The organism is Zestomonas insulae, assembly GCF_016901015.1.
GTDB lineage: Bacteria > Pseudomonadota > Gammaproteobacteria > Pseudomonadales > Pseudomonadaceae > Aquipseudomonas > Aquipseudomonas insulae.
The window spans coordinates 638,674-660,607 of record NZ_JAFEUP010000001.1 but is presented as its reverse complement, the minus strand read 5'-3'; the positions used below and the strand labels follow the sequence as shown (position 1 = coordinate 660,607).

The window sequence follows — 21,934 nt, the reverse complement described above, 5'->3', positions numbered from 1 at the left end:
GGCCTGGGCCGCCGTTTTCACGCGCCGGGATCTCAGCGATCCGGCAGGGTGATGTTGAGTTCGAGGATCGAGCAGCTGCCTTGGTTTTCCAACGCGACTTGCACCTGGTCGATATCGATGTTGACGTATTTGCGGATCACTTCGACCAGCTCTTTCTGCAAGTCCGGCAGGTAGTCTGGTTTGCTGCGCTGCCCGCGTTCGTGGGCGACGATGATCTGCAGACGCTCTTTCGCGACGGAAGCAGAGGACTGCTTCTTGCGTTCACGAAAGAAGTCAAAAATATTCATTCACGACCTCCGAACAGGCGTTGCAAGAGTCCTTTCTTCTGCACGTCGAGGAAGCGGTGCGCTACCTCTTTGCCGAGCAAGCGGTCGACGGCATCGCTGTACGCCTGACCGGCGTCGCTTTGGTCGTCGAGGATCACCGGTACGCCCTGGTTGGATGCCTTGAGCACCGCCTGGGATTCCGGGATTACGCCGAGCAGGCGGATGGCGAGGATTTCCTCGACGTCTTCGACGCCAAGCATTTCACCCTTGGTAACGCGCTCAGGGTTGTAGCGGGTCAGCAGCAGGTGTTCCTTGATCGGCTCTTCGCCTTTTTCGGCGCGGCGCGACTTGCTCGCCAGCAGGCCGAGCATGCGGTCGGAGTCGCGTACCGAGGAGACTTCCGGGTTGGTCACCACCACCGCTTCGTCGGCGAAGTACATGGCCAGGTGGGCGCCTTTCTCGATGCCCGCCGGCGAGTCGCAGACGACGTACTCGAAGTTCTCGCGCAGTTCGCTGATGACTTTCTCCACGCCTTCCTGGGTCAGCGCGTCCTTGTCACGGGTCTGGCTGGCCGCGAGAACGTAGAGGTTCTCCAGGCGTTTGTCTTTGATCAGCGCCTGGGTCAGCGTTGCTTCGCCGTTGATGACGTTGACGAAGTCATACACGACGCGACGTTCGCAGCCCATGATCAGGTCGAGATTACGCAGACCGACGTCGAAGTCGACGATGACAGTCTTGTGCCCGCGCAGGGCCAGGCCGGTGCCGAGGGCGGCGCTGGTGGTGGTCTTGCCCACCCCACCCTTGCCGGAAGTGACTACGAGGATCTTGGCCAAGGTGTTTCACCCCTAATGGAAGGATTTCTGGTCCTTGAAAATGAGCGGCAGTATCCGTTAAAGCCGGGTGATCTTCAACACGTCTCCCGACAGGCTGACGTGCACTGCGTCGCCCCAGTTCGGGTCGCGGCGCAGGTCCTCGGCAACCTTGTACTGACCGGCGATGGAGAGCATTTCCGCACCCATCTGCTGGCAGAAAATACGGGCCTTGACGTTGCCCTTGACCCCGGCCAGGGCACGTCCGCGCATCGGACCGTACACATGGATGTTGCCATCGGCGAGAAGTTCCGCGCCCGGGCTCACCGGCGCCAGGACTACCAGGTCGCCGCCTTCGGCGTAGACCTGCATGCCGCCACGTACCGGCGAGGTGATCACCTTGGTCGGCTTGACCTCGGGTTTCGGCGGCTCCGGCGGCTTTTCCGCCTTGCGCCGCGCTTCGGCGCTTTCCACCGGTTCGATCAGTTTTTCCCGGGCGCTCGAGGATGGCAGCACGGCGATGTCGCGCTCGTTGGCCAGGGCGATATGCGTCTCGCTGCTCGAGCGGATGGCCATGATGCGCAGGCCGTGTCGCTTGCACAGCGCCTGCAGCTCGTCGAGGTCGAGCTCGGCGTCGGCCGGCAGTTTGTCGAGGGCCAGGACCAGCGGGATGTTGCTGAAGAAGTTCGGCGCCTGGGCGACCTTGGCCAGCAGCTGCGAGTCGAGGCGGGCGAGGTCGGTGTGCACCAGTTCCAGCACGGTGATGGCGAGCATGCTGCCCTTGAGCTGGAACACGGGGTCTTGGTCGAGGAGGTCGGCTTGGCTCATTGGGGCCTGTGTGCGGGATGGTCTGAAGTAGCCCGGACTTATAGCGAGATCGCCGCAGGGTCGCAAGCCGCGTGCGCCGTGTAGAATGCCCGGCTGTATTCCTAGTCCGGAAGCTCTGATGGATCGTCCGCAATTTCGCGCCTACTTCCTGCACCCGCGCTTCTGGGTGCTGTGGCTGGGGCTTGGCCTGCTCTGGTTGATTGTCCAGTTGCCGTATCGCGTGCTGCTGCGTTTGGGCCGGCTGCTCGGCGCGCTGATGTACAGCCTGGCGGTGTCGCGCCGGCAGATCGCTGCGCGCAACCTGGAACTGTGCTTCCCCGCGTTGAGCGAAGCCGAGCGCAAGCGCCTGCTCAAGGAGAACTTCGCCTCGACCGGCATCGCCTTCTTCGAAATGGCGATGAGCTGGTGGTGGCCGAAGAAGCGCCTGCGCCCGTTGGCGCACATCGAGGGTCTGGAACTGCTCAAGCAGGCGCAGACCGAAGGGCAGGGTGTGATTCTCATGGCGGTGCACTTCACCACCCTGGAAATCGGCGCCGCATTGCTCGGTCAGCAGCACACCATCGACGGCATGTACCGCGAGCACGACAACCCGCTGTTCGACTTCATCCAGCGCAGCGGGCGCGAGCGCCACAACCTGGACGCCACGGCGGTCGAGCGCGAGGACGTGCGCGGCATGCTCAAGCTGCTGCGCGCCGGCCGGGCGATCTGGTATGCGCCGGATCAGGACTACGGCCGCAAGCAGAGTCTGTTCGTGCCGCTGTTCGGCATCCAGGCGGCCACCGTTACCGCGACCAGCAAGTTCGCCCGCCTCGGTCGTGCCCGCGTGCTGCCGTTCACCCAGCAGCGCCTGGCCGACGGCTCCGGTTATCGGCTGGTGATTCACCCGCCGCTGAGCGACTTCCCCGGCGAGAGCGAGGACGCCGACTGCCTGCGCATCAATCAATGGGTGGAAAGCGCCATTCGCGAGTGTCCCGAGCAGTACCTGTGGGCGCATCGCCGCTTCAAGACCCGCCCTGAGGGCGAGCCGGGGCTGTACCGCAAGCGCTAGACTCGGCAGAACCGCACAAGGAAGGCCGCATGCCCCCGATCGACCGTTTGCCGCAACCGATGACTGGTTTGATTCTCTCTGGCGGCGGGGCACGGGCGGCCTACCAGGTCGGCGTGCTGGCGGCGATTGCCGAGCTGTTGCCGAACGCCGAGTACAACCCCTTCCCGGTGATCGTCGGCACCTCGGCCGGGGCGGTGAATGCGGTCGGCCTGGCCTGCGGTGCGCTGCAGTTTCGCGAGGCGATCCAGCGCCTGACCAATGTCTGGCGCGCCTTCCACAGCAACATGGTGTATCGCAGCGACTGGAGCGGGGTAGTCGGTCAGGCCAGCCGCTTCATCGCCCAGCACATGCTCGGTTTCGCCGGGAGCGCGCCGGTGGCGCTGCTCGACAACCGCCCGTTGCGCGCGCTGCTCGAGCGCGAGCTGGATTTTTCCGGGATCGCTGCGGCCGTGCGCCAGCGCCAGCTGCACGCGGTGGCGATCACCGCGTTCGGTTACGAGTCCGGCCAGGCAGTGACCTTCTACCAGGGCCGCGCGACCATCGACCCGTGGTTTCGTCACCGCCGCGTGGGCGTGCCGACGCGCCTGAAGCTCGACCACCTGTTGGCCAGCGCATCGATTCCGCTGATCTTCCCGCCGGTCAAGGTCAACCGTGAGTACTTCGGCGATGGTGCGGTGCGCCAGGCGGCACCGATCAGTCCGGCGCTGCACCTGGGGGCGAGCCGCGTGCTGGTGATCGGCGTCAGCGGCAACCTGCAGCACGAGGACGCCAACGCCGTGGTGAGCCGGGTGCGCGGCGCCCAGCCGCCGAGTCTGGCGCAGATCGGCGGGCACATGCTCAACAGCACCTTCATCGACAGCCTGGAAAGCGATATCGAGTCGCTCGAGCGGATCAACTTGCTCAGCCGCTTGCTGCCGGACGTGGCACGGGCGCGCCTGGGCATTCGTCCGGTCGACGTGCTGGTGATCTCGCCGAGTCAGCCGCTCGACCAGATCGCCGCGCGCTTTCGCCACGAGCTGCCGCGGGCGGTGCGGCCGTTTCTCTACGGCTCAGGGGCAACCCGCTCCAGCGGTGGGGCGGTGCTCAGCTACCTGCTGTTCGAGCCGGGCTACTGCAACGCACTGATCGAGCTGGGCTACCAGGATGCGCTGGCCCAGCAGGCGGCGATTCGCCGCTTTCTCAACCTCGATGGCGCGCCGCCGGCGCCCTAAGCGAAGCGCGCCGGCAAGCGCGCGGTTGGCTCAGGCGGTCAGCCGGTCGTCCCGAAAGTCGCGCAGCGCCTGCTCGATTTCCTCGCGACTGTTCATCACGAACGGGCCGTACTGCACGATCGGCTCACCCAGCGGCTTGCCGGCGACCAGCAGCACCTTGGCGCCCGCCGCGCTGCGCAGCTGCAGCTCACCCTGATCGCCGAGGCGCACCAGGCGGCTGGTGCCGACCGTCTTGCCGTTGACCTGCAGTTCGCCGTCGTAGACGTAGAGCATCACCCGGTGACCGTCCGGCAGGCGCGGAGCAATCGCGCCTTCAGCCGGCAGGTGCAGGTCGAACAACTGCGGTTCGGTGTGCGGGCGCTGTACGGCGCCATCCTGCTGCAACTGGCCGTCGTCGAAACGTCCGGCAATCACTATTGCCTCGACACCGGCGGCGGTGTGCAGGCGCGGAATCTCCTGCGGCGCGTAGTCGCGGTAGGCGGGGTCGCCGAGCTTGTCCTTGGCCGGCAGGTTGAGCCACAGCTGGAAGCCGCGCATCACGCCTTCTTCCTGCTCGGGCATCTCGCTGTGAATCACCCCGCGCGCGGCGGTCATCCACTGCACGCCGCCGTTCTGCAACAGGCCGACGTTGCCCATGTGGTCTTTGTGGCGCATGCGCCCTTCGATCATGTAGGTGATGGTTTCGAAGCCGCGGTGCGGGTGCGGCGGGAAGCCGGCGATGTAGTCGTTCGGGTTGTCCGAGCCGAATTCGTCGAGCATCAGGAACGGGTCGAAGCGCTCGAGGCCGGCGCCGCCGATCACGCGGGTCAGGCGCACGCCGGCGCCGTCGGAGGCGGGTTGGCCGGGCTGGATGGCGAGGATGGAACGCAGGGTCATGGCGACAGCTCCTGTCAGGTGGATGTGGCCATGCTAGGGCAATTAATTGGATGGATGTACGCGAGTTTTGCGTAGTTAATATCGATTACGTAGATTGGTCTGGGTCTTGTAGGAGCGGTCCATGGCCGCGAAAAAGCGGTCTTTCGCGGCCATGGGCCGCTCCTGCAAAAAGGTTTGGCTACTCGGCGATCTGCAGCTTGCGTGCCTCGGTGTAGACGTAACGGATCTTCTCGTACTCGAAGGGCGAGTTGGTCTGGCCGTAGCGGAAGTTGGTGGTGTAGCGCTTGTCCACCGCGCGCAGCAGGGTGATCTCCGGGTGATCGCTGCTGGTTTCCGGGACGTTGAGGAAGTTGATCTGGTAGTCGGCGGCGAAATCCACCACCAGCCCGCCGGTGTCGCGCACGTTGGATGGCCCGAACAGCGGCAGCATCAGGTACGGACCATCCGGCACGCCGTAGAAACCGAGGGTCTGGCCGAAGTCCTCGTTCTGCTTGGGCAGGCCCATCTTGCTCGCCGGGTCCCACAGGCCGACTACGCCCAGGGTGGTGTTGAGCAGCAGGCGCCCGGTGATTTCCAGCGAGCGCTGGCCCTTGAACTGCAGCAGGCTGTTGAGCAGGTTGGGCACATCGCCGAGGTTGCTGAAGAAATTGCTCACCCCGCTGCGCACGAAGTGCGGGGTGACGTAGCGATAGCCGTGGATCACCGGAACGAATACCCATTCGTCGAAGCGGTAGTTGAAGTGGTAGACCCGGCGGTTCCACGACTCCAGCGGGTCGTAGACGTTGATCGCGTCGAAGGTCGAGCGCTCGAACTCGCGCTGGTCGAGGCCGGGATTGAACTGCAGCTGTTCCAGCGGCGTGGTGAAGCCGTCCTGGTCGGCGCGCGGTTCACCGGATTCGCCGTGGGCCAGCGCGCTGGAGAGCAGCAGGGCAAGCAGCAGGTGTCGGTTAGCCACGGAAGAACTCCAGCATGTTGAGGGCGTTGATGCGGTAATTCAGGTTGCCGCAGTGGCCCCCGTGGGGGTACAGGGTCAGGCGCTTGCCCATGGTGCGGCGCAGGAAGCCGAGGTCGCCGGGGCCGAGGATCACGTCGTCGGCGTTGTGCATCACGGCGATCTTCGGACTGTTCTTCAGGTAGTCCTCCAGGCCGTACAGGCTGACCTGATCGATCAGTTGCAGCAGGCTGCCGCCGCCGGTGCGCTTGCGCCACATCGGCACCAGTTGTTCAGCGATGTAGCAGTCGAAGTCGCACTGCAGGGCACGCTTGAAGAACGGTGTGAGGCTGGTGCCGTCGTTGATCGGGTAGTTCGGCGGGGTGATCAGCCCGCGGCGGTTGATCAGGTCGGAGGTGAAGGCGATGTCCGCCGAGGAGAAGCGGAACGAGGTGCCGATCAGCATCGCCATCTGCTCGTTGCTGAGGTGCTGCTTGGACTCCTGGAAGTCGTAGAGCAGGGCGTCGTTGAGGTCGATGTAGCCCTTCTGCTGGAAGTAACGAGTCAGCTTGCCGAGCACCAGTTGGTAGAAGGTGGTGTCGTTGTCGACGCCCTTGACCCGGGTTTCCACCAGGCGGTCGAGGTTGGTGATCGAGGTGTACAGGTTGACCGGCGGGTTGAGCAGCAACACGCGCTTGAAATTGAAGCTGCGCCGCGTCTCGTCGAGTTTGCTGACGAAGGCGGCGTCCAGCGCGCCGAGGCTGTAGCCGGTCAGGTAGTAGTCGGTGATCGGCAGGTCCGGGTGCTGCGCGCGCACGGCCTGCATGACCCGGTACAGGTCGTCGGCGTCCTCGGTCGATACCCCCGGCGTGGCATGCCGCGAGGCGGCGGCCATGAAGTCGTAGCTGGTCGGCGAGGACAGCTGCACGACGTGGTAGCCGTCGCTGTAGAACAGCTTCTTCAGGTACTCGGCCAGGCTGCTGGAGTAGGGCGCGCCGGTGCCGGCGATGATGAACACCAGCGGCGCGGGCTTGTCCTGGCGGGCCAGGCGGTAGTGCAGTTTGGTCACCGGCCAGAAGTTGGCCGGCAGCTCGAACTCGCGCTCCGGGCGCAACTTGACGGCGTAGTCGGCCTGCTTGATGTCCTCGTCGGCGGGCAGCTTGGGGCGCAGCTCGGGCGGCGTGGTGGCGATGGTGGCTTCGAAGGGGTTGGTCAGCGGATAGCCGTAACTGGTCGCGTCCAGATCGACGGCTGCCCACAACGGGGTGCTCAACAGGAGCCCGCCAAGGAGGGCGGCAAAGCGGGACAGGCCGGACATTGCAAAATCCCTTTAGGTGAAGTGTGCTGAGTGAAACCTGCGTTGGCGGCATCCGCAAGTAATTCGCACTCGGCCTTTCGAACGGTGGCCGGGCGAGAAGTTCGCCAAGTGCCCGGTTTGCCGATGAGGCTTGCATACCGCCGCTGGCGGATTATCCTGAGCGCCGCTTTTTCACCCCCTCGGAGCGCCACATGTCCCGCCGTACGTCCCTCGTTATCTTGCTGATTGCCCTGGCGCTCTGGTTGGCCGGCTGTTACGGGCTGCGTTTCGCCCTGATGGAGGACGGTAAGTGGGTCGGCCTGTGCGTCGATGAGGCGCAGCGCTGGGAATGCCAGGTGCGTGCCGGGCTGGGGCTGCTGATCCACTTCCGGGTGATCGCCTGGACGGCGCTGCTCGGCGCGCTGCTGGCGTTCTTCCTGCCGGGGCGTGCCGGCTGGCTGCTGGCGGTGGCGGCGCTGTTCGTCGCGCTGCCGGCACTGGTGCTGTATAGCGCCAGCCTGGCGGTGTTCGCTCTGGTGATCGCCGCGCTGCGTGCGGTGCGGGCGCCCCGCGTCGCCGTCTGATCGAACTGCGGGTCAACAAAAAGGGATGCCGCGGCATCCCTTTTTTATTGCGCGGTGAGGCGCCTTCAGTGGGCCTGGGCGGCGACCGCTGGCACGGGCGCCGCGGCGGTGACCCGCAGGCTGCGCCACAGGGCAGCGACCATCAGCGTGCCGACCGCGGCCCAGCCGATCGCCTGCACGTTGGACAGGGTTTCCTGCACCAGCTGCGGGACGATGCCAGCGGCAACGAACAGCGTCAGCACTGCGATCTCACGGCGCGGCGCGGCCACTGGGCGGCACAGGTAGACCAGCGCCGGCAGCAGCAGCGCGGCGCTCGGGAAGCTGCGATAGCGCGGGTCGAACACCAGCGCGGTCATCATCACCGCGGCGGCGAAGCCGGCGGCCAGCAGCCACCAGCTGGCGCGCGCTTCGAGCCAGGCGAACAGCCGCGCGCGCCAGCCTTGGCGCTGCGCCAGGGCCAAGGCGGCGTAGGCGAGGACGATCAGGTTGAGGCCGACCAGCAGCGCGGCCCACGCCCACTCGCCGACGTAGCGGCTGGTGACGCGCGCCAGCTCGCCCCACAGACCGATGCAACCGGCCCCCAGGGCGGCGAGCAGCGGCAGCGCCAGGGCGGCACGCGACGAGGCCGGGCGGCCGGCGAGCAGCAGGGTGAGCAGGAAGATCACGCCGCCGACGGCCAGCCACTGCGGCCACAACGGCAGGTTGCTGACCGGGCCGGCGAGCACGCCTTTCTCCTGGCGGTCGGCGTCGAACAGGCCCCAGTAGCCGCCCACCGCGCCTTCGCTTTCGCGCTTCCACGGCTGGTCGAAGGCCTCGATCAAGTTGTAGCGCCAGCCGTTCTGCTCGGCCATGGCGACGAAGCCGCGGATGAACTTGGCTTCGTTGACCCGGCTGGGCAGGGCGGTCTCGCGCTGGCGGCCTTCGCTCGGCCAGCCGGTTTCGCCGATCAGGATGTCCTTCGGCGCGAACTTGTTGCCGAACACCCGGCGGATCTCGCCGACATGTTCGAGCGCCGCGTCGATGCCGGTCGGATTGTCTTCCCAATAGGGCAGCAAGTGGATGGTCAGGAAGTCTACGGCCGGCGCCACTTCCGGGTGCTTGAGCCAGAACTCCCAGACGTCGGCGTAGGTCACCGGCTGGCTGACCTTGGCCTTCACTTCGCCGATCAGCTTGGCCAGTTGCGCGCCGGTGACTTCTTTGCGCAGCAGCGCCTCGTTGCCGACGATCACCCCTTCGACCACGTCCGGGTACTCGTTGGCGGCCTTGATCAGCGCGTCGACTTCCTTGCGGGTGTCGACCGGGTTGGCATTCACCCAGGCGCCGAGCAGCAGCTTGAGGCCGTGCTTCTGGGCCAGCGCGGGGATGCCTTCGAGGCCGGTCATCGAATAGGTGCGGATGCAGTGGAAGCGCGTGGCGAGCAGCGCCAGGTCGGCGTCCATGCGCTCTGGGCGCAGGGCGAACGGCGTGTCGAACGGCGACTGGTCCTTGTCGAACGGCGTGTAGGAGGCGCACTGCAGTTTGTGCGTCGGGGTTGCCGCGTCGGGCAGGGTCACGGGTTTGCCGAGGCCATACCAGAGCCCGGCGAGGGCCAGCACGGCAAGCAGGCAGGCGAAGATGTAGGGCAGAACCGGAAAGCGTGCGTGTGCGGTCATGAGGGCTGCGCGGCATGGACGATAAGGCCGCGCATCTTAGCGGATTCGCCCGCCGCTGCGGAACGCATCAGGCGTGGTGGTGCAGCCAGGCGTGCTTGGGAATCTCCGCTTGCGGTGCCTTATTGGTTTCGAAGCGTTTCCACAGCTTCTCGTGGAAGTAGAAACCCACCGAATTGCAAAGCGGCTCGACCGCGGCGACCAGGCCGCCGACGGCAATGCTGCCGGTCAGCGCGTAGGCGACGCTGAACGCGATGCAGAAGTGCATGACGGTGAAGGTGACGGTCTTGAGCATGATGGCTTTCTCCTACCTGAGAACGCTTCTTGGTTGTGCTCAGAGTAGGTGCTCGATCGATAGGGATAAAGCAGTGCTTTCTCATGGTTCTGATAGCCATGCTCAATCGATGGATGGGTGCCGCGCAGGTGCGATTCGGCCGCCCGCAGGTCTCTACGACCTTAGTCGCGAACCCCCGGCGAATACGACTAAGGTCGTCTGTCGTGGCGCTGGCGTCGCCCTACAGTTGGTCCACCAGCAACCCGTGCTGCTGTGGAGGACAACAACAAAATGAACGACAGCATCTACAAGCGGATTGACCAGAATCCGCGCTTCAAAGACCTGGTGGCCAAGCGCGAACGCTTCGCCTGGACACTCTCCTTTCTCATGCTTGGCCTGTACGTCGCCTTCATCCTGCTGATCGCCTTCGAGCCTCAGGTACTCGGCGCGCGCATCAGCGACGGCTCGCCCGTCACCTGGGGCATCCCGATCGGCGTCGGCCTGATCCTCTCCGCCTTCGTGCTCACCGGCATCTACGTGCGGCGCGCCAACGGCGAGTTCGACGAGATGAACAAGCTGATCCTCAAGGAGGCGCAACAATGATCGGGCGCATTCTTACCAGCCTCGGCCTGCTGGCCGTGGCGCCGACTCTCTGGGCGGCAGGCGCGATCGAAGGCGAGGTGCAGCGTCAGCCGCTCAACCTCTCCGCCATCGTGATGTTCGTCGCCTTCGTCGGCCTGACCCTGGGCATCACCTATTGGGCGGCCAAGCGCAGCAAGTCGACCTCCGACTTCTATTCCGCCGGCGGCCGCATCACCGGCTTCCAGAACGGCCTGGCGATCGCCGGCGATTACATGTCGGCGGCGTCGTTCCTGGGTATTTCCGCATTGGTGTTCGCCTCCGGCTACGACGGCCTGATCTACTCGATCGGCTTTCTGGTCGGCTGGCCGATCATCCTGTTCCTGATCGCGGAACGCCTGCGCAACCTCGGCAAGTACACCTTCGCCGACGTCGCCTCCTATCGCCTCGGCCAGGTGCAGATCCGCAGCCTGTCGGCGTGCGGCACCCTGGTGGTGGTGGCCTTCTACCTGATCGCGCAGATGGTCGGTGCCGGCAAGCTGATCGAGTTGCTGTTCGGCCTCAACTACCACGTCGCGGTGGTGCTGGTCGGCGTCCTGATGGTGCTCTACGTGCTGTTCGGCGGCATGCTGGCGACCACCTGGGTGCAGATCATCAAGGCCGTGCTGCTGCTCTCCGGCGCTTCGTTCATGGCGATTATGGTGTTGGCTCACGTCAACTTCGATATCAGCGCGCTGTTCAGCGAAGCCATCAAGGTCCACCCGAAAGGCGAGGCGATCATGAGCCCCGGCGGCCTGGTCAAGGACCCGATCTCGGCGATCTCGCTCGGCCTGGCGCTGATGTTCGGCACCGCCGGCCTGCCGCACATCCTGATGCGCTTCTTCACCGTCGGCGACGCCAAGGAAGCCCGCAAATCGGTGTTCTTCGCCACCGGCTTCATCGGCTACTTCTATATCCTGACCTTCATCATTGGCTTCGGCGCGATCCTTCTGGTCAGCACCAACCCGACCTTCAAGGACGCCGCAGGCGCACTGCTGGGCGGCAACAACATGGCGGCGGTGCACCTGGCCGACGCGGTGGGCGGCAGCCTGTTCCTCGGCTTCATCTCGGCGGTGGCCTTCGCCACCATCCTCGCGGTGGTCGCCGGCCTGACCCTGTCCGGCGCCTCGGCGGTGTCCCACGACCTGTATGCCAGCGTGATCAAGAAGGGCAAGGCGGTCGAGAAGGATGAGCTGCGCGTGTCGAAGATCACCACCGTGATCCTCGGTGTGCTGGCCATCGGCCTGGGCATCCTGTTCGAGAAGCAGAACATCGCCTTCATGGTCGGCCTGGCCTTCTCCATCGCGGCGAGCTGCAACTTCCCGGTGCTGATCCTCTCGATGTACTGGAAACGCCTGACCACCCGTGGCGCGATGATCGGCGGCTGGCTCGGCCTGCTCACCGCGGTGGCGCTGATGATCCTCGGCCCAACCATCTGGGTGCAGATCCTCGGCAACGCCAAGCCGATCTACCCCTATGAGTATCCGGCGCTGTTCTCGATGATCGTCGCGTTCGTCGGCATCTGGTTCTTCTCGGTCACCGACAAGTCCACCGCCGCCAACGAAGAACGCGGGCGCTTCTTCTCCCAGTTCGTCCGTTCGCAGACCGGCCTGGGCGCCAGTGGTGCCGTGGCCCACTGATCGACAACCGCTGGAGCAACGGGGCAGCCTTCGGGCTGCCCTTTTTCATGGCGCAAGAAAAAGCCCCGTCGAGCGGGGCTTTTTGCGTGGGGCGGGGCTATATCCTGCCAAGCAGGACCAGAATCAGGATGACGACCAGTACAACGCCGAGAATACCGGACGGCCCGTAACCCCAGCTGCGCGAGTGGGGGAAGACTGGCAGGCCACCAATCAGCAGCAGGATCAAGATGATGATCAGGATAGTGCCGAGGCTCATAGTGGAACTCCTTGTTCACAACTCTGTTTGGGATTGGTTCGGCATTGCCATCCGGTGGGGCAGAGTGATGGCACGCTTACTAGGTCCGACTGCGCCGTTCGGTAAAGATTCAGCCGGGTTGGCGCGCCGGGGCGGGGCATGGACGGCGGTCTGAGCTACCGGCTGCTCGCCGATGGCGTGGTGCTGGTGCATGGCCTGTTCATTCTCTTCGTCCTCGCCGGCGGTCTGCTGGTGCTGCGCTGGCGCAGGCTGGCCTGGCTGCACCTGCCGGCGGTGGCCTGGGGCATGCTGGTCGAGTTGATGCACTGGCGCTGCCCGCTGACGCCGCTGGAGAACCGCCTGCGCCTGGCCGCCGGCGAGGCGGGCTATCCCGGCGGCTTTGTCGAGCAGTACCTGATCCCGCTGATCTATCCGGCCGGGCTCACCGTGCAGATTCAGCTATGGCTGGGCCTCGTGGTGGTGCTGGTGAATGCCGCGGTGTACCTGTTCGTGCTGCGTCGCTGGCGTGCCTGAAGGGCGCGTGGGGCGAGGCATTTTTGCTCTGATCATTCAGCATTTTGATTGTGCGGCGGCCGCGACATTACCTTCGCTACACTGCGAGCAACTTCCCCCGCACATAAGAAAGGCAGCCTCATCCATGCAAAATCGCATCATGATTACTGGTGCTGGTTCCGGTCTCGGCCGGGAAATCGCCCTGCGTTGGGCCCGTGATGGCGCCCGACTGGCGCTGGCTGACGTCAACGAGGCGGGGCTGGCGGAAACCCTCAAGCTGGTGCGCGAAGCCGGCGGTGACGGCTTCACCCAGCGCTGCGATGTCCGCGATTACAGCCAGCTGACCGCTTTGGCGCAGTCCTGCGAGCAGCAGTTCGGCGGCGTCGACGTGATCGTCAACAACGCCGGCGTGGCCTCGGGCGGCTTCTTCGAGGAGCTGTCGCTGGAGGATTGGGACTGGCAGATCGCGATCAACCTGATGGGCGTGGTCAAAGGTTGCAAGGCCTTCCTGCCGCTGCTCGAGCGTAGCAAGGGCAAGATCATCAACATCGCCTCGATGGCGGCGCTGATGCAGGGCCCGGCAATGGCCAACTACAACGTCGCCAAGGCCGGTGTGGTGGCCCTGTCGGAAAGCCTGCTGGTCGAGTTCAAGCAGCGCGAAGTGGGTGTGCACGTGGTCTGCCCGTCGTTCTTCCAGACCAACCTGCTCGACTCGTTCCGCGGCCCGCACCCGGAAATGAAGTCGCAGATCGGCAAGCTGCTCGAAGGCTCGCCGATCAGCGCCGCCGACATCGCCGACTACATCCATGCCGAAGTGGCCAAGGGCGAGTTCATGATCCTGCCGCACGAAATGGGTCGCGCCGCCTGGAAGATCAAGCAGCAGAACCCGCAGGCGCTGTACGACGAAATGGCCTCGATGGCCGTGAAGATGCGCGCCAAGGCCAAGTAACCGGCCGCTGACCACTGTCCAGGTGGTCAGGTTTTGCACCGTCGGGGTTGCCCGACGGACGGCACGAGGGGTAGGGTGGCTGCCCCTCGGTCCGGTTGGAGCTGTCGTGAAACCACTGTCCCGCGTGCTGCTGTTGCTCGCGCTGTTGCTGGCGGCGATCAACCTGCGTCCTGGCATCACCTCCCTCGCACCACTGATCGAACGGATCGCCGCCGAACTCGGCCTGAGCCGCGGTCTGGTCAGCCTGACCACCGCGTTGCCGGTTTTGTGCATGGGCCTGCTCGCGCCGCTGGCGCCGCGGATTGCCCTGCGCTTCGGCCTGGAACGCACCATTCTCGTCTGCCTCGGGCTGATCGGCGTGGCCCTGGGCGTGCGTCTGGCCGGCCATTCGAGCCTGATCCTGATCGGCAGCTCGGTGCTGGTCGGCGCCGGCATCGCGGTAGCCGGGCCGCTGCTGTCCGGCTTCATCAAGCGTCATTTCGTCGGTCAGGTCGGTCGCGTGGTCGGCCTCTATTCGTTGTGCATGACGGTCGGCGGTGCAGCCGGCGCGGTGCTGACCACCCCGGCGATGCACCTGCTCGGCGACGACTGGGCTCACGGGTTGGCGTTCTGGGCGCTTCCGGCGCTAGGTGCGATGCTGCTCTGGCTGTTCGTCCCCAACACCCGCGAGAGTGCCAGTGAGGCGACGAGCGGCGGGCTGCCCTGGCGCGAACCGCGGGCCTGGCTGGTCACCGGCTTCTTCGCCATCCAGGCGGGGCTGTTCTACGCGCTGACCACCTGGCTGGTGGCGCGCTACCACGAGGCCGGCCTGAGCGCGCTGCACAGCAACGCGCTGTTCAGCAGCTTCATGCTGGTCGGCCTGGTCAGCGCCTACCTGCTGCCCTGGCTGGCGCAGCGTTATGACAACCGTTACCTGCTGCTGATGATCTGCGGGCTGTCCTCGGCCCTGTGCCTGACGCTGATCACCTTCGTGCCGACCTTCCTGCCGGACGTCTGGGCGGCGCTGCTCGGCCTCGGCCTCAGCGGCTCGTTCGCGCTGTCGCTGGTGCTGCCTTTATATGAAGCGCACACGCCGCTGGCGGTCAGCCGCTGGACGGCGATGATGCTGTTCGCCGGCTACTGCATCGGCTGTTTTGCGCCGGTGCTCACCGGCCTTGGTCGCGACCTAGCCGGCTCCTACCAATTGCCGTTCCTGGTGCTGAGCGTGCTGGCGCTGCTGATGAGCGGTTTGGCCTGGTGCCTCAGCCCGCGTGGCAAGGCGAGCGGGGCAGGGCCGGCCTGAGTGTTGCCGGGTTTTTCCCCGGCCGGCTCTGCGGTGCGGGATTGCGCGTGAGGCGCCAGGGAATTCGCGGCCCGCGCGGTGTTGAACGTGCGCTGGGGGTTTTCCCTGCTAGCTTTACCTGCCAGCGGTTTGTGGCTTTGTTCACGGCCTTTATCTGGCATAATCCCGCCCCCTTTTGACCGGGTCTAAACAACCTTATGTTCGATCTTCTCAGCGGCCTCGATGCCTGGGTGCTCGTCAGCCTCGTGCTCGCATTGGCCTTCGTGCTGTTCTTCGAGTTCATCAATGGTTTCCACGACACCGCCAACGCGGTGGCCACGGTCATCTACACCAAAGCGATGCCGGCGCATCTGGCGGTGATTCTCTCGGGGATCTTCAACTTCCTCGGCGTGCTGCTCGGTGGCGTCGGAGTGGCCTACGCCATCGTCCACCTGCTGCCGGTCGAGCTGCTGATCAACGTCAACACCGGTCACGGTCTGGCCATGGTGTTCTCGCTGCTGACGGCGGCCATCGCCTGGAACCTCGGCACTTGGTACTTCGGCATTCCGGCCTCCAGTTCGCACACCCTGATCGGTTCGATTCTCGGCGTCGGCCTGGCCAACGCGCTGATCACCGAAATTTCCCTGGCCGATGGGGTCAACTGGCAGAAGGCGATCGACATCGGCATCTCCCTGGTGGTCTCGCCGATGGCGGGCTTCGCGGTCGCCGCATTGATCCTGCTGGGCCTGAAGTGGTGGCTGCCGGCCTCGAAGATGCACAACACCCCGGAAAGCCGCAAAGAGGTCAAGGGCAAGAAGCATCCGCCGTTCTGGAACCGTCTGGTGCTGGTTCTCTCGGCCATGGCGGTGAGCTTCGTGCACGGCTCCAACGACGGTCAGAAGGGCATCGGCCTGATCATGCTGGTGCTGATCGGTATCGTGCCTGGCCTGTTCGTGCTCGATCTGAACAGCACCACCTACCAGATCGAACGGACCCGCGACGCCACCCTGCACCTCAGCCAGTTCTATGAGCGCAACAGCGATTCGCTCAGCGAGTACCTGGCGCTGGGCAAGACCAACGGTACGACCGACCTGCCCAAGCAGTTCCGCTGCGATCCCAAGCTGACCGAACCGACCATTGCCTCGCTGCTGTCCACCCTCAAGGGCGTGACCGACTACAACGCCTTGGACGCTGAAAAGCGCATCGAGGTGCGTCGTCACCTGCTCTGCCTGGATGACACCGCGAAGAAGGTCGGCAAGCTGGAAGGGCTGGCGGCGCGCGAGAAGGCCGACCTCGACAAGCTGCGCAAGGACCTCACCGCGACCACCGAATACGCACCGTTCTGGGTGATCATCGCCGTCGCCCTGGCGCTCGGCATCGGCACCATGGTCGGCTGGAAGCGCGTGGTGCTGACCGTCGGCGAGAAGATCGGCAAGCAGGGCATGACCTACGCCCAGGGCATGTCGGCGCAGATCACCGCGGCCTGCGCCATTGGCCTGGCCAACGTGTTCAGCCTGCCGGTGTCGACCACCCACGTACTGTCCTCCGGCGTCGCCGGGACCATGGTCGCCAACAAGAGCGGCCTACAGGGCGGCACCGTGCGCACCATCCTGATGGCCTGGGTGCTGACCCTGCCGACCTCGATGTGCCTGGCCGCCGGCCTGTTCTGGCTGGCCACGCGCTTCGTCGGCTGAGCATTCAGCCGCTGAACAAAGGCGCCGTAATGGCGCCTTTGTTTTGTCCGCGCCAACCTGTGCATGGTTTGCCGCGCTGACGGTTTCCCCTGGCCCAGGCCTGTGTTAGAAGGCTGCGTTCCTGTTGTGGAGTGATTGCGTGGAATCCGAGTCCCTCGTCTATGGCTGCATCCGCGATTGGCCCTCGGCCGATGCGGACGAGCGCCGCCTGCGCCGGGCCAGCAACCGCCGCGAGCTGGACAGCTTGCCGCGCGGCGACGCCTGGCCGTTTCTCGGCCGCGAGATGTTCTCCTTCTGCGAGCAGCCGGGTCAGGGTCTGTACCAGACCCAGCTGATTCATTTCGGTGCCAGCTACCGCGCGGTGGAGTACGAGTGGAAGCTGTGGGTCGAGCGCTTCGAGGAGCTGCTACGCCGCCTGTACTGGGCCAGCGCGGTGGTGCACCTGGAGACCGAACTGAACGGTACCCACACCTTCCGCTGGGAGTCGGAAAAAGGCTTCCACAGTCCGCAGGACAGCTTGCGCGTGCGCTGTGCCTGGGAACGTGAAGGCAACCTGCACGGGTAGGACTTCCTCATGCTCAATTACCTGTGGTTCTTCCTCGCCGCGCTGTTCGAGATCGCCGGCTGCTACGCCTTCTGGATGTGGCTGCGGCTGGGTAAGAGCGCCTGGTGGATGGCCCCCGGGCTGCTCAGCCTGACGCTGTTCGCCCTGCTGCTGACGCGCGCCGAGGCGGCGTATGCGGGGCGTGCCTACGCCGCCTATGGCGGCATCTATATCGTCGCGTCACTGCTCTGGCTGATGGCCATCGAGCGCACCCGCCCGCTGGCCAGCGACTGGCTGGGCGCGGCGCTGTGCGTGCTGGGCGCCAGCATCGTGCTGTTCGGGCCGCGCTTTTCGTCGAGCTGAACCGCTCGCGCTAGTCGTCCTGCTCCAGCCATTCCTTCGGCACGTCGCGCTTCATGGCCAGCTGGCACTGGCTGCTGTCGGCATCGAAGACGATTACCGCCTCGCCCTTGTCCAGCGCCCGGCGCACGCGTTCGACGCGCGTCTGCAGCGGCGTCTCATCGCCATTGTCGGTGCCGTCGCGGGTGACGAAATCCTCGATCAGGCGGGTCAGGGTGTCGGCTTCGAGCAGGTCGTGGGGAATCAGCATGGCGGTACTCCGTCGCGGGCGCCGATGCTATCACTCATTGGTCAGCGGTTGACCGATCAGGAAGCGGTCCAGCGTGGCGTAGAGCAGACCGCTGTCGAGCGGCTTGCCGAGGAAGTCGTCCATGCCGGCGGCGAGCCCCTGCTGGCGGTGCTCGTCGAGAATGTGCGCGGTCAGGGCGATGATCGGCACCGCGCTTAGACGTTCGCGCTGCTCAAGGCGGCGGATCTGCTGGGTGGCCTCGAAGCCGTCCATTTCCGGCATTTCGCAGTCCATCAGGATCAGGTCGATGCTGTGCGGATTGGCCTGGTACTCGTTGAGCGCCGCGCGGCCGTTGCTGACCAGGCGCACCTGATAACCGCGCTTCTTGAGGAAGCCCTGCACCACCATCTGGTTCACCGGGTTGTCCTCGGCGACCAGGATGCACGGGGCTTGGCCGCTTTCGCGAAGCGGGGCGACGACGCCAGGACGAGCTGCGCTGCGACGTTCCATGAAGAGCTCCAGCAGGGTTTCCCGCAGTGGCCGAAGAGTCAAGGGCAGGGTCAGGCCGAGCAGGCGCAGGTCGCGCCGATTCGGTAAGGGATGACTGTAGTCCGGTGGGCACAGGAGGAGAACCCGCTGGCCGCTTTCCAGGCTCGGGCTGAGGGTATCCAGCCAGTGCTCGGCGCTGCCTGGCCAGGGTGACATCAGCACCAGCAGCGGCGGGGTGGCGAAATCGTCGAAGCAGTCCAGCAGGTGCTCGGGGTTGCGGCAGCGCTCGACGCGCATGCCCCAGCGCAGCAGCAGACGCTCCAGGGCGTCCAGGCCGTGGCCGTCGACCGAGCAGAGCAGCGCGGTACGCCCGCGCAGCAGCGTGCCGAGCTCGTCCTCGCTGGCCTCGCCGCGGTCCAGCGGGATGTCGAAGCTGAAGCGCGTGCCCTGCTGGCTGCTGCTCTGCACCTCGATGCAGCCGCCCATCATCTCCACCAGCTCCTTGCTGATCGCCAGGCCCAAACCGCTGCCGCCGTAGCGGCGCGTGGTGCTGGAGTCGCCCTGGGCGAAGGATTCGAACAGCTGCAGCTGCGCGTGCTCGGGAATGCCAATGCCGCTATCGCTGACACTGAACACCAGGCGCTCGGCACCGTGCGAGCCGGCGCGGCGGCAGACGTTGATCGCCACGTGGCCCTCGGCGGTGAACTTCACTGCGTTGCTCAGCAGGTTCATCAGCACCTGCTTGAGGCGCGTCGGGTCGCCGCGCAAACGTTGCGGTACGCCGCCCTCGAGGCTGACGTAGAGGCGCAGGTTCTTGGCCAGTGCCTGGGCGGTGAACAGGCTGACGGTGTCGGACAGCAGGTCTTCGAGGTCGAACTCGATGTGTTCCAGGCTGAGCTTGCCGGACTCGATGCGCGCGTAGTCGAGGATGTCGTTGATCACCGCCATCAGCGAGCTGCCGGAGCTGGAGATGGTTTCCACGTAAAAGCGCTGGTTGCGGTCCAGCGGGGTTTCCTTGAGCAGGTGCAGCATGCCCAGCACACCGTTCAGCGGGGTGCGGATCTCGTGGCTCATCTTGGCCAGGAAGCGGCTCTTGGCCTTGTTCTCGCTGTCGGCCTGGATGGCCGCCTGGTGCGAGCGGAAACCTTCTTCCTTGAGCAGGTTGATGCGGTCGGCGAGGCCAATCGACAGGGTGATCAGCTCGATGATCACCCCAGTCTTGACCACCGAGGCGCCGAAGATGCCGAACAGCTCAAGGCCCAGTGAGTCAGTGGTGATCTGGATAAATGCGAACAGCAGGATGCCCCACGCCAGCATGTAGTAGAAGCCGTAGCGCAGGCCCTTGCGCCACACGTAGCCGCCGCACAGCAGCAGGTAGAAGGACGCCAGCAGGGTGGTCAGGCTGGCCAGCACGCTCCAGTGCTCCTGGCCGATCAGCGGGCCGGACAACACGGCGGCGAACACCAGTAGCATCAGCACGCGCAGGCTCAGGTCGAGCTGCGGGGCGAAGCGCTGGGTGTGCAGGAAGTGCCGGCTGAACTGCAGTGCCGCCAGGCAATGGCTGAACATGAAGAGGTAGATGCCGATCGCTTCCAGCTCCACCTGCTGGGGCAGCAGCTGAAACAGCAAGCCGTCGAAGCTGCTGGCCAGCAGGCCGACGTTGAGGATGTACACCAGGTACCAGAAGTAGCTGCGCTCGCGCAGGGAAATGAACAGGAACAGGTTGTAGAAGAACATCGCGAACAGCACGCCATAGAACGCGCCGTTGGCGCCCATCAGCACTTCCTGGGCGGCGGCGTTGGCGGCGTAGGTGCTGAAGTACAGCGGCAGGAACACCGTACTGGTGCTGTGTACGCGGATCAGCAGGGTCGAGGCGCCGGGCTCGAGTTGCAGCGGGAACCAGAAGTTGCGCACCTGCACGGCGCGCTGATCGAAGGGCTGCAGGTCACCGCCAGCCTGGTGGCTGACCCGTCCGTCCGGGCCGAGCAGATACAGCTGCAGGTCGTCGAGCAGTGGGTAGTTGATCTCCAGGTAGCCGGCTAGCTGGTGGGCGCGCAGGTTGTTGAGGCGCACCTTGAACCACCAGGTCGAGTGGTTCTTGCCGAGGTTGGCGTGCTCACCCTTGATCGGCGCGTAGGCGTCGTCGGGCAGGGCGCGTGCCTGGTCGAGATCGAGACTGCCGTCGCGATCTTCATAAACGCTCAGATAAGGCGCCAGCGACAGGCGCAGCTCCTCACGGTCCAGCGGCGCCAGGGGTGTGGACGCGGCCCAGTTCGGGAGTGCGCAGCAGAGCAACAGCAGGGCCAGACAGAGACGAGGCATCCATGCACCTCCGCGCATTTTTTAGTGGCACTTTGCGCCTCTGCCGGCCGGCCTTCAAGTTCCCTGATCGCGTTGCCCGACCACACTTTCGACGGGCGGTACGCGGGTATCGCTTTCCAGTTGCGCGTCGTGCTCCAGCTGGTGGCTGAAACTCTCCAGCGAATCGGGTGACGGGTGGGCGTCGCTGGCGAACACCGGCGGGCTCAGCAGGTAGCGCGCGAGCAGGCGGGTGAGGGCGGCCAGACTGTCGATGTGGGTGCGTTCGTAGCCATGTGTGGCATCGCAGCCGAACGCCAGCAGCGCGGTGCGGATATCGTGGCCGGCGGTCACCGCCGACTGCGCGTCACTGTGGTAGTAGCGGAACAGATCGCGGCGCACCGGGATCTCGTACTGCGCGGCGAGTTTCAGCAGATGGCGCGACAAGTGGTAGTCATACGGGCCGCCGGAATCCTGCATGGCCACGCTGACCGTGTGTTCGCTGGACTGCTGGCCGGGGGCGACCGGGGCGATGTCGATGCCGACGAACTCGCTGACATCCCACGGCAGCGTCGCCGCCGCGCCGGAGCCGACCTCCTCGGTGATGGTGAAGATCGGGTGGCAGTCGATCAGCGGCTGCAGCTTGGCTTCGCTGAGCAGCTTCAAGGCGCAGAGCAGGGCGGCGACGCCGGCCTTGTCATCCAGGTGACGCGCGCTGATGTGGCCGCTTTCGGTGTACTCCGGGAGTGGGTCGAAGGCGACGAAATCACCCACCGAGATGCCCAGCGTTTCGCAGTCGGCGCGGGTCGTGCAGTAGGCATCGACGCGCAGCTCGACGTGATCCCAGCTGATCGGCAGGGCGTCGACCTGGGTGTTGAAGGCATGCCCGGAGGCCATCAGCGGCAACACGCTGCCGCGCAGCACGCCGTTGTCGGTGAACAGGCTGACCCGGCTGCCCTCGGCGAAGCGGCTCGACCAGCAGCCCACCGGCGCCAGGCCGAGGCGGCCGTTGTCCTTCAGCTCGCGGACGATCGCGCCGATGGTGTCGAGGTGCGCCGACACCGCGCGGTCGGGGCTGGACTGGCGGCCCTGCAGCGTCGCGCGGATGTTGCCGCGACGGGTCAGCTCGAACGGCACGCCGAGCTCCTCGAGGCGCTCGGCGACGTAGCGCACGATGGTGTCGGTGAAGCCGGTCGGGCTGGGGATGGCGAGCATCTCGAGCAGTACGCGCTTGAGGTAGTCGAGGTCGGGTTCGGGCAGTTTGGGCATGGGAAACTCCTGGTATTTGTAGGAGCGAACTCATTCCCGATCCGCGTATCACTGCTTCGCGA

The 21,934-nt window shown here is 65.4% G+C and carries 23 protein-coding genes; 11 read left to right on the top strand and 12 right to left on the bottom strand.

All coding sequences use genetic code 11. The features are described from left to right. Positions 1–32: 32 nt before the first annotated feature. Genes minE through minC form a run of 3 tightly spaced genes read right to left on the bottom strand, consistent with a single transcriptional unit; the run spans position 33 to position 1,903 of the window. A complete protein-coding gene (gene minE, locus JQX08_RS03170) occupies positions 33–287 on the bottom strand; it encodes a cell division topological specificity factor MinE (RefSeq protein ID WP_204914658.1) in 255 nt (84 codons plus the stop codon). Then, positions 284–1,099, bottom strand: coding sequence for a septum site-determining protein MinD (gene minD, locus JQX08_RS03165; RefSeq protein ID WP_204914656.1), 816 nt, complete (start codon positions 1,097–1,099; stop codon positions 284–286). The genes minE and minD overlap by 4 nt, the downstream gene beginning before the upstream one ends. Positions 1,100–1,156: 57 nt before the next feature. Beyond that, positions 1,157–1,903 (bottom strand): septum site-determining protein MinC, encoded by a 747-nt coding sequence (gene minC / locus JQX08_RS03160; protein ID WP_204914654.1) that lies wholly within the window; start codon positions 1,901–1,903, stop codon positions 1,157–1,159. Positions 1,904–2,021: 118 nt separating this feature from the next. Between minC and JQX08_RS03155 the strand changes: the two genes are divergently transcribed. Next, positions 2,022–2,951, top strand: a complete 930-nt coding sequence (locus JQX08_RS03155; protein WP_204914653.1) for a lipid A biosynthesis lauroyl acyltransferase — start codon at positions 2,022–2,024, stop codon at positions 2,949–2,951. Between the two features lie 29 nt (positions 2,952–2,980). Then, a complete protein-coding gene (locus JQX08_RS03150) occupies positions 2,981–4,162 on the top strand; it encodes a patatin-like phospholipase family protein (protein ID WP_204914651.1) in 1,182 nt (393 codons plus the stop codon). A 30-nt stretch (positions 4,163–4,192) separates the two neighbouring features. Here the strand turns inward: JQX08_RS03150 and JQX08_RS03145 are convergent, their stop codons facing one another. The 3 genes from JQX08_RS03145 to JQX08_RS03135 all read right to left on the bottom strand — a co-directional run bounded on the left by JQX08_RS03145 (position 4,193) and on the right by JQX08_RS03135 (position 7,287). Continuing rightward, complete coding sequence (locus JQX08_RS03145) at positions 4,193–5,038, bottom strand: pirin family protein (RefSeq protein WP_204914650.1); 846 nt, start codon at positions 5,036–5,038, stop codon at positions 4,193–4,195. Positions 5,039–5,216: 178 nt separating this feature from the next. Then, the gene (locus JQX08_RS03140; protein WP_430472506.1) at positions 5,217–5,975 is read right to left on the bottom strand and encodes an MlaA family lipoprotein; all 759 of its coding nucleotides are present in this window, start codon (positions 5,973–5,975) and stop codon (positions 5,217–5,219) included. Positions 5,976–5,985: 10 nt separating this feature from the next. Beyond that, on the bottom strand, positions 5,986–7,287 hold the full coding sequence (locus tag JQX08_RS03135) for an alpha/beta fold hydrolase (protein ID WP_204914648.1): 1,302 nt from the start codon (positions 7,285–7,287) through the stop codon (positions 5,986–5,988). Positions 7,288–7,478: 191 nt separating this feature from the next. Between JQX08_RS03135 and JQX08_RS03130 the strand changes: the two genes are divergently transcribed. After that, on the top strand, positions 7,479–7,850 hold the full coding sequence (locus tag JQX08_RS03130) for a hypothetical protein (RefSeq protein ID WP_204914647.1): 372 nt from the start codon (positions 7,479–7,481) through the stop codon (positions 7,848–7,850). 65 nt (positions 7,851–7,915) lie between these two features. Here the strand turns inward: JQX08_RS03130 and JQX08_RS03125 are convergent, their stop codons facing one another. After that, positions 7,916–9,502 (bottom strand): glycoside hydrolase family 17 protein, encoded by a 1,587-nt coding sequence (locus tag JQX08_RS03125; protein ID WP_204914646.1) that lies wholly within the window; start codon positions 9,500–9,502, stop codon positions 7,916–7,918. A gap of 67 nt (positions 9,503–9,569) precedes the next feature. Beyond that, the gene (locus JQX08_RS03120) at positions 9,570–9,794 is read right to left on the bottom strand and encodes a DUF2061 domain-containing protein (protein ID WP_204914644.1); all 225 of its coding nucleotides are present in this window, start codon (positions 9,792–9,794) and stop codon (positions 9,570–9,572) included. Positions 9,795–10,064: 270 nt separating this feature from the next. Here JQX08_RS03120 and JQX08_RS03115 point away from each other — a divergent pair, with 270 nt between their 5' ends. Continuing rightward, positions 10,065–10,376: a DUF485 domain-containing protein gene (locus JQX08_RS03115; RefSeq protein ID WP_204914642.1), complete on the top strand. Its 312-nt coding sequence runs from the start codon at positions 10,065–10,067 to the stop codon at positions 10,374–10,376. Continuing rightward, positions 10,373–12,031 carry a cation acetate symporter gene (locus JQX08_RS03110; RefSeq protein WP_204914640.1) on the top strand — a complete coding sequence of 553 codons (1,659 nt, stop codon included), beginning with the start codon at positions 10,373–10,375 and terminating at the stop codon, positions 12,029–12,031. Before JQX08_RS03115 ends, JQX08_RS03110 begins: the two co-directional genes overlap by 4 nt. Positions 12,032–12,128: 97 nt before the next feature. On the opposite strand, the gene JQX08_RS03105 is transcribed toward JQX08_RS03110, so the two are convergent. Then, positions 12,129–12,287 (bottom strand): DUF3309 family protein, encoded by a 159-nt coding sequence (locus tag JQX08_RS03105; protein ID WP_204914638.1) that lies wholly within the window; start codon positions 12,285–12,287, stop codon positions 12,129–12,131. Positions 12,288–12,437: 150 nt separating this feature from the next. On the opposite strand from JQX08_RS03105, the gene JQX08_RS03100 reads away from it, so the two are divergent. The 6 genes from JQX08_RS03100 to JQX08_RS03075 all read left to right on the top strand — a co-directional run bounded on the left by JQX08_RS03100 (position 12,438) and on the right by JQX08_RS03075 (position 17,590). Beyond that, complete coding sequence (locus JQX08_RS03100; protein WP_204915319.1) at positions 12,438–12,800, top strand: DUF2784 domain-containing protein; 363 nt, start codon at positions 12,438–12,440, stop codon at positions 12,798–12,800. Positions 12,801–12,924: 124 nt separating this feature from the next. Beyond that, complete coding sequence (locus JQX08_RS03095; RefSeq protein ID WP_204914636.1) at positions 12,925–13,728, top strand: SDR family oxidoreductase; 804 nt, start codon at positions 12,925–12,927, stop codon at positions 13,726–13,728. A gap of 106 nt (positions 13,729–13,834) precedes the next feature. Continuing rightward, positions 13,835–15,010, top strand: a complete 1,176-nt coding sequence (locus JQX08_RS03090; RefSeq protein WP_204914635.1) for an MFS transporter — start codon at positions 13,835–13,837, stop codon at positions 15,008–15,010. 197 nt (positions 15,011–15,207) lie between these two features. Continuing rightward, positions 15,208–16,683: an inorganic phosphate transporter gene (locus JQX08_RS03085; RefSeq protein ID WP_204914634.1), complete on the top strand. Its 1,476-nt coding sequence runs from the start codon at positions 15,208–15,210 to the stop codon at positions 16,681–16,683. Between the two features lie 139 nt (positions 16,684–16,822). Beyond that, positions 16,823–17,248, top strand: coding sequence for a hypothetical protein (locus JQX08_RS03080; protein ID WP_204914633.1), 426 nt, complete (start codon positions 16,823–16,825; stop codon positions 17,246–17,248). Positions 17,249–17,257: 9 nt separating this feature from the next. Beyond that, on the top strand, positions 17,258–17,590 hold the full coding sequence (locus tag JQX08_RS03075) for a YnfA family protein (RefSeq protein WP_204914632.1): 333 nt from the start codon (positions 17,258–17,260) through the stop codon (positions 17,588–17,590). Between the two features lie 10 nt (positions 17,591–17,600). Here JQX08_RS03075 and JQX08_RS03070 read toward each other — a convergent pair whose 3' ends face one another. The 3 genes from JQX08_RS03070 to JQX08_RS03060 are packed head-to-tail and all read right to left on the bottom strand — an operon-like array spanning position 17,601 to position 21,872. Beyond that, positions 17,601–17,837, bottom strand: coding sequence for a YheU family protein (locus tag JQX08_RS03070; protein ID WP_204914631.1), 237 nt, complete (start codon positions 17,835–17,837; stop codon positions 17,601–17,603). A 30-nt stretch (positions 17,838–17,867) separates the two neighbouring features. Next, entirely contained in the window at positions 17,868–20,627 is a 2,760-nt protein-coding gene (locus tag JQX08_RS03065) for a hybrid sensor histidine kinase/response regulator (protein ID WP_204914630.1), read from the bottom strand. A 54-nt stretch (positions 20,628–20,681) separates the two neighbouring features. Further along, positions 20,682–21,872 carry an osmoprotectant NAGGN system M42 family peptidase gene (locus tag JQX08_RS03060; protein ID WP_204914629.1) on the bottom strand — a complete coding sequence of 397 codons (1,191 nt, stop codon included), beginning with the start codon at positions 21,870–21,872 and terminating at the stop codon, positions 20,682–20,684. Positions 21,873–21,934: the final 62 nt, after the last annotated feature.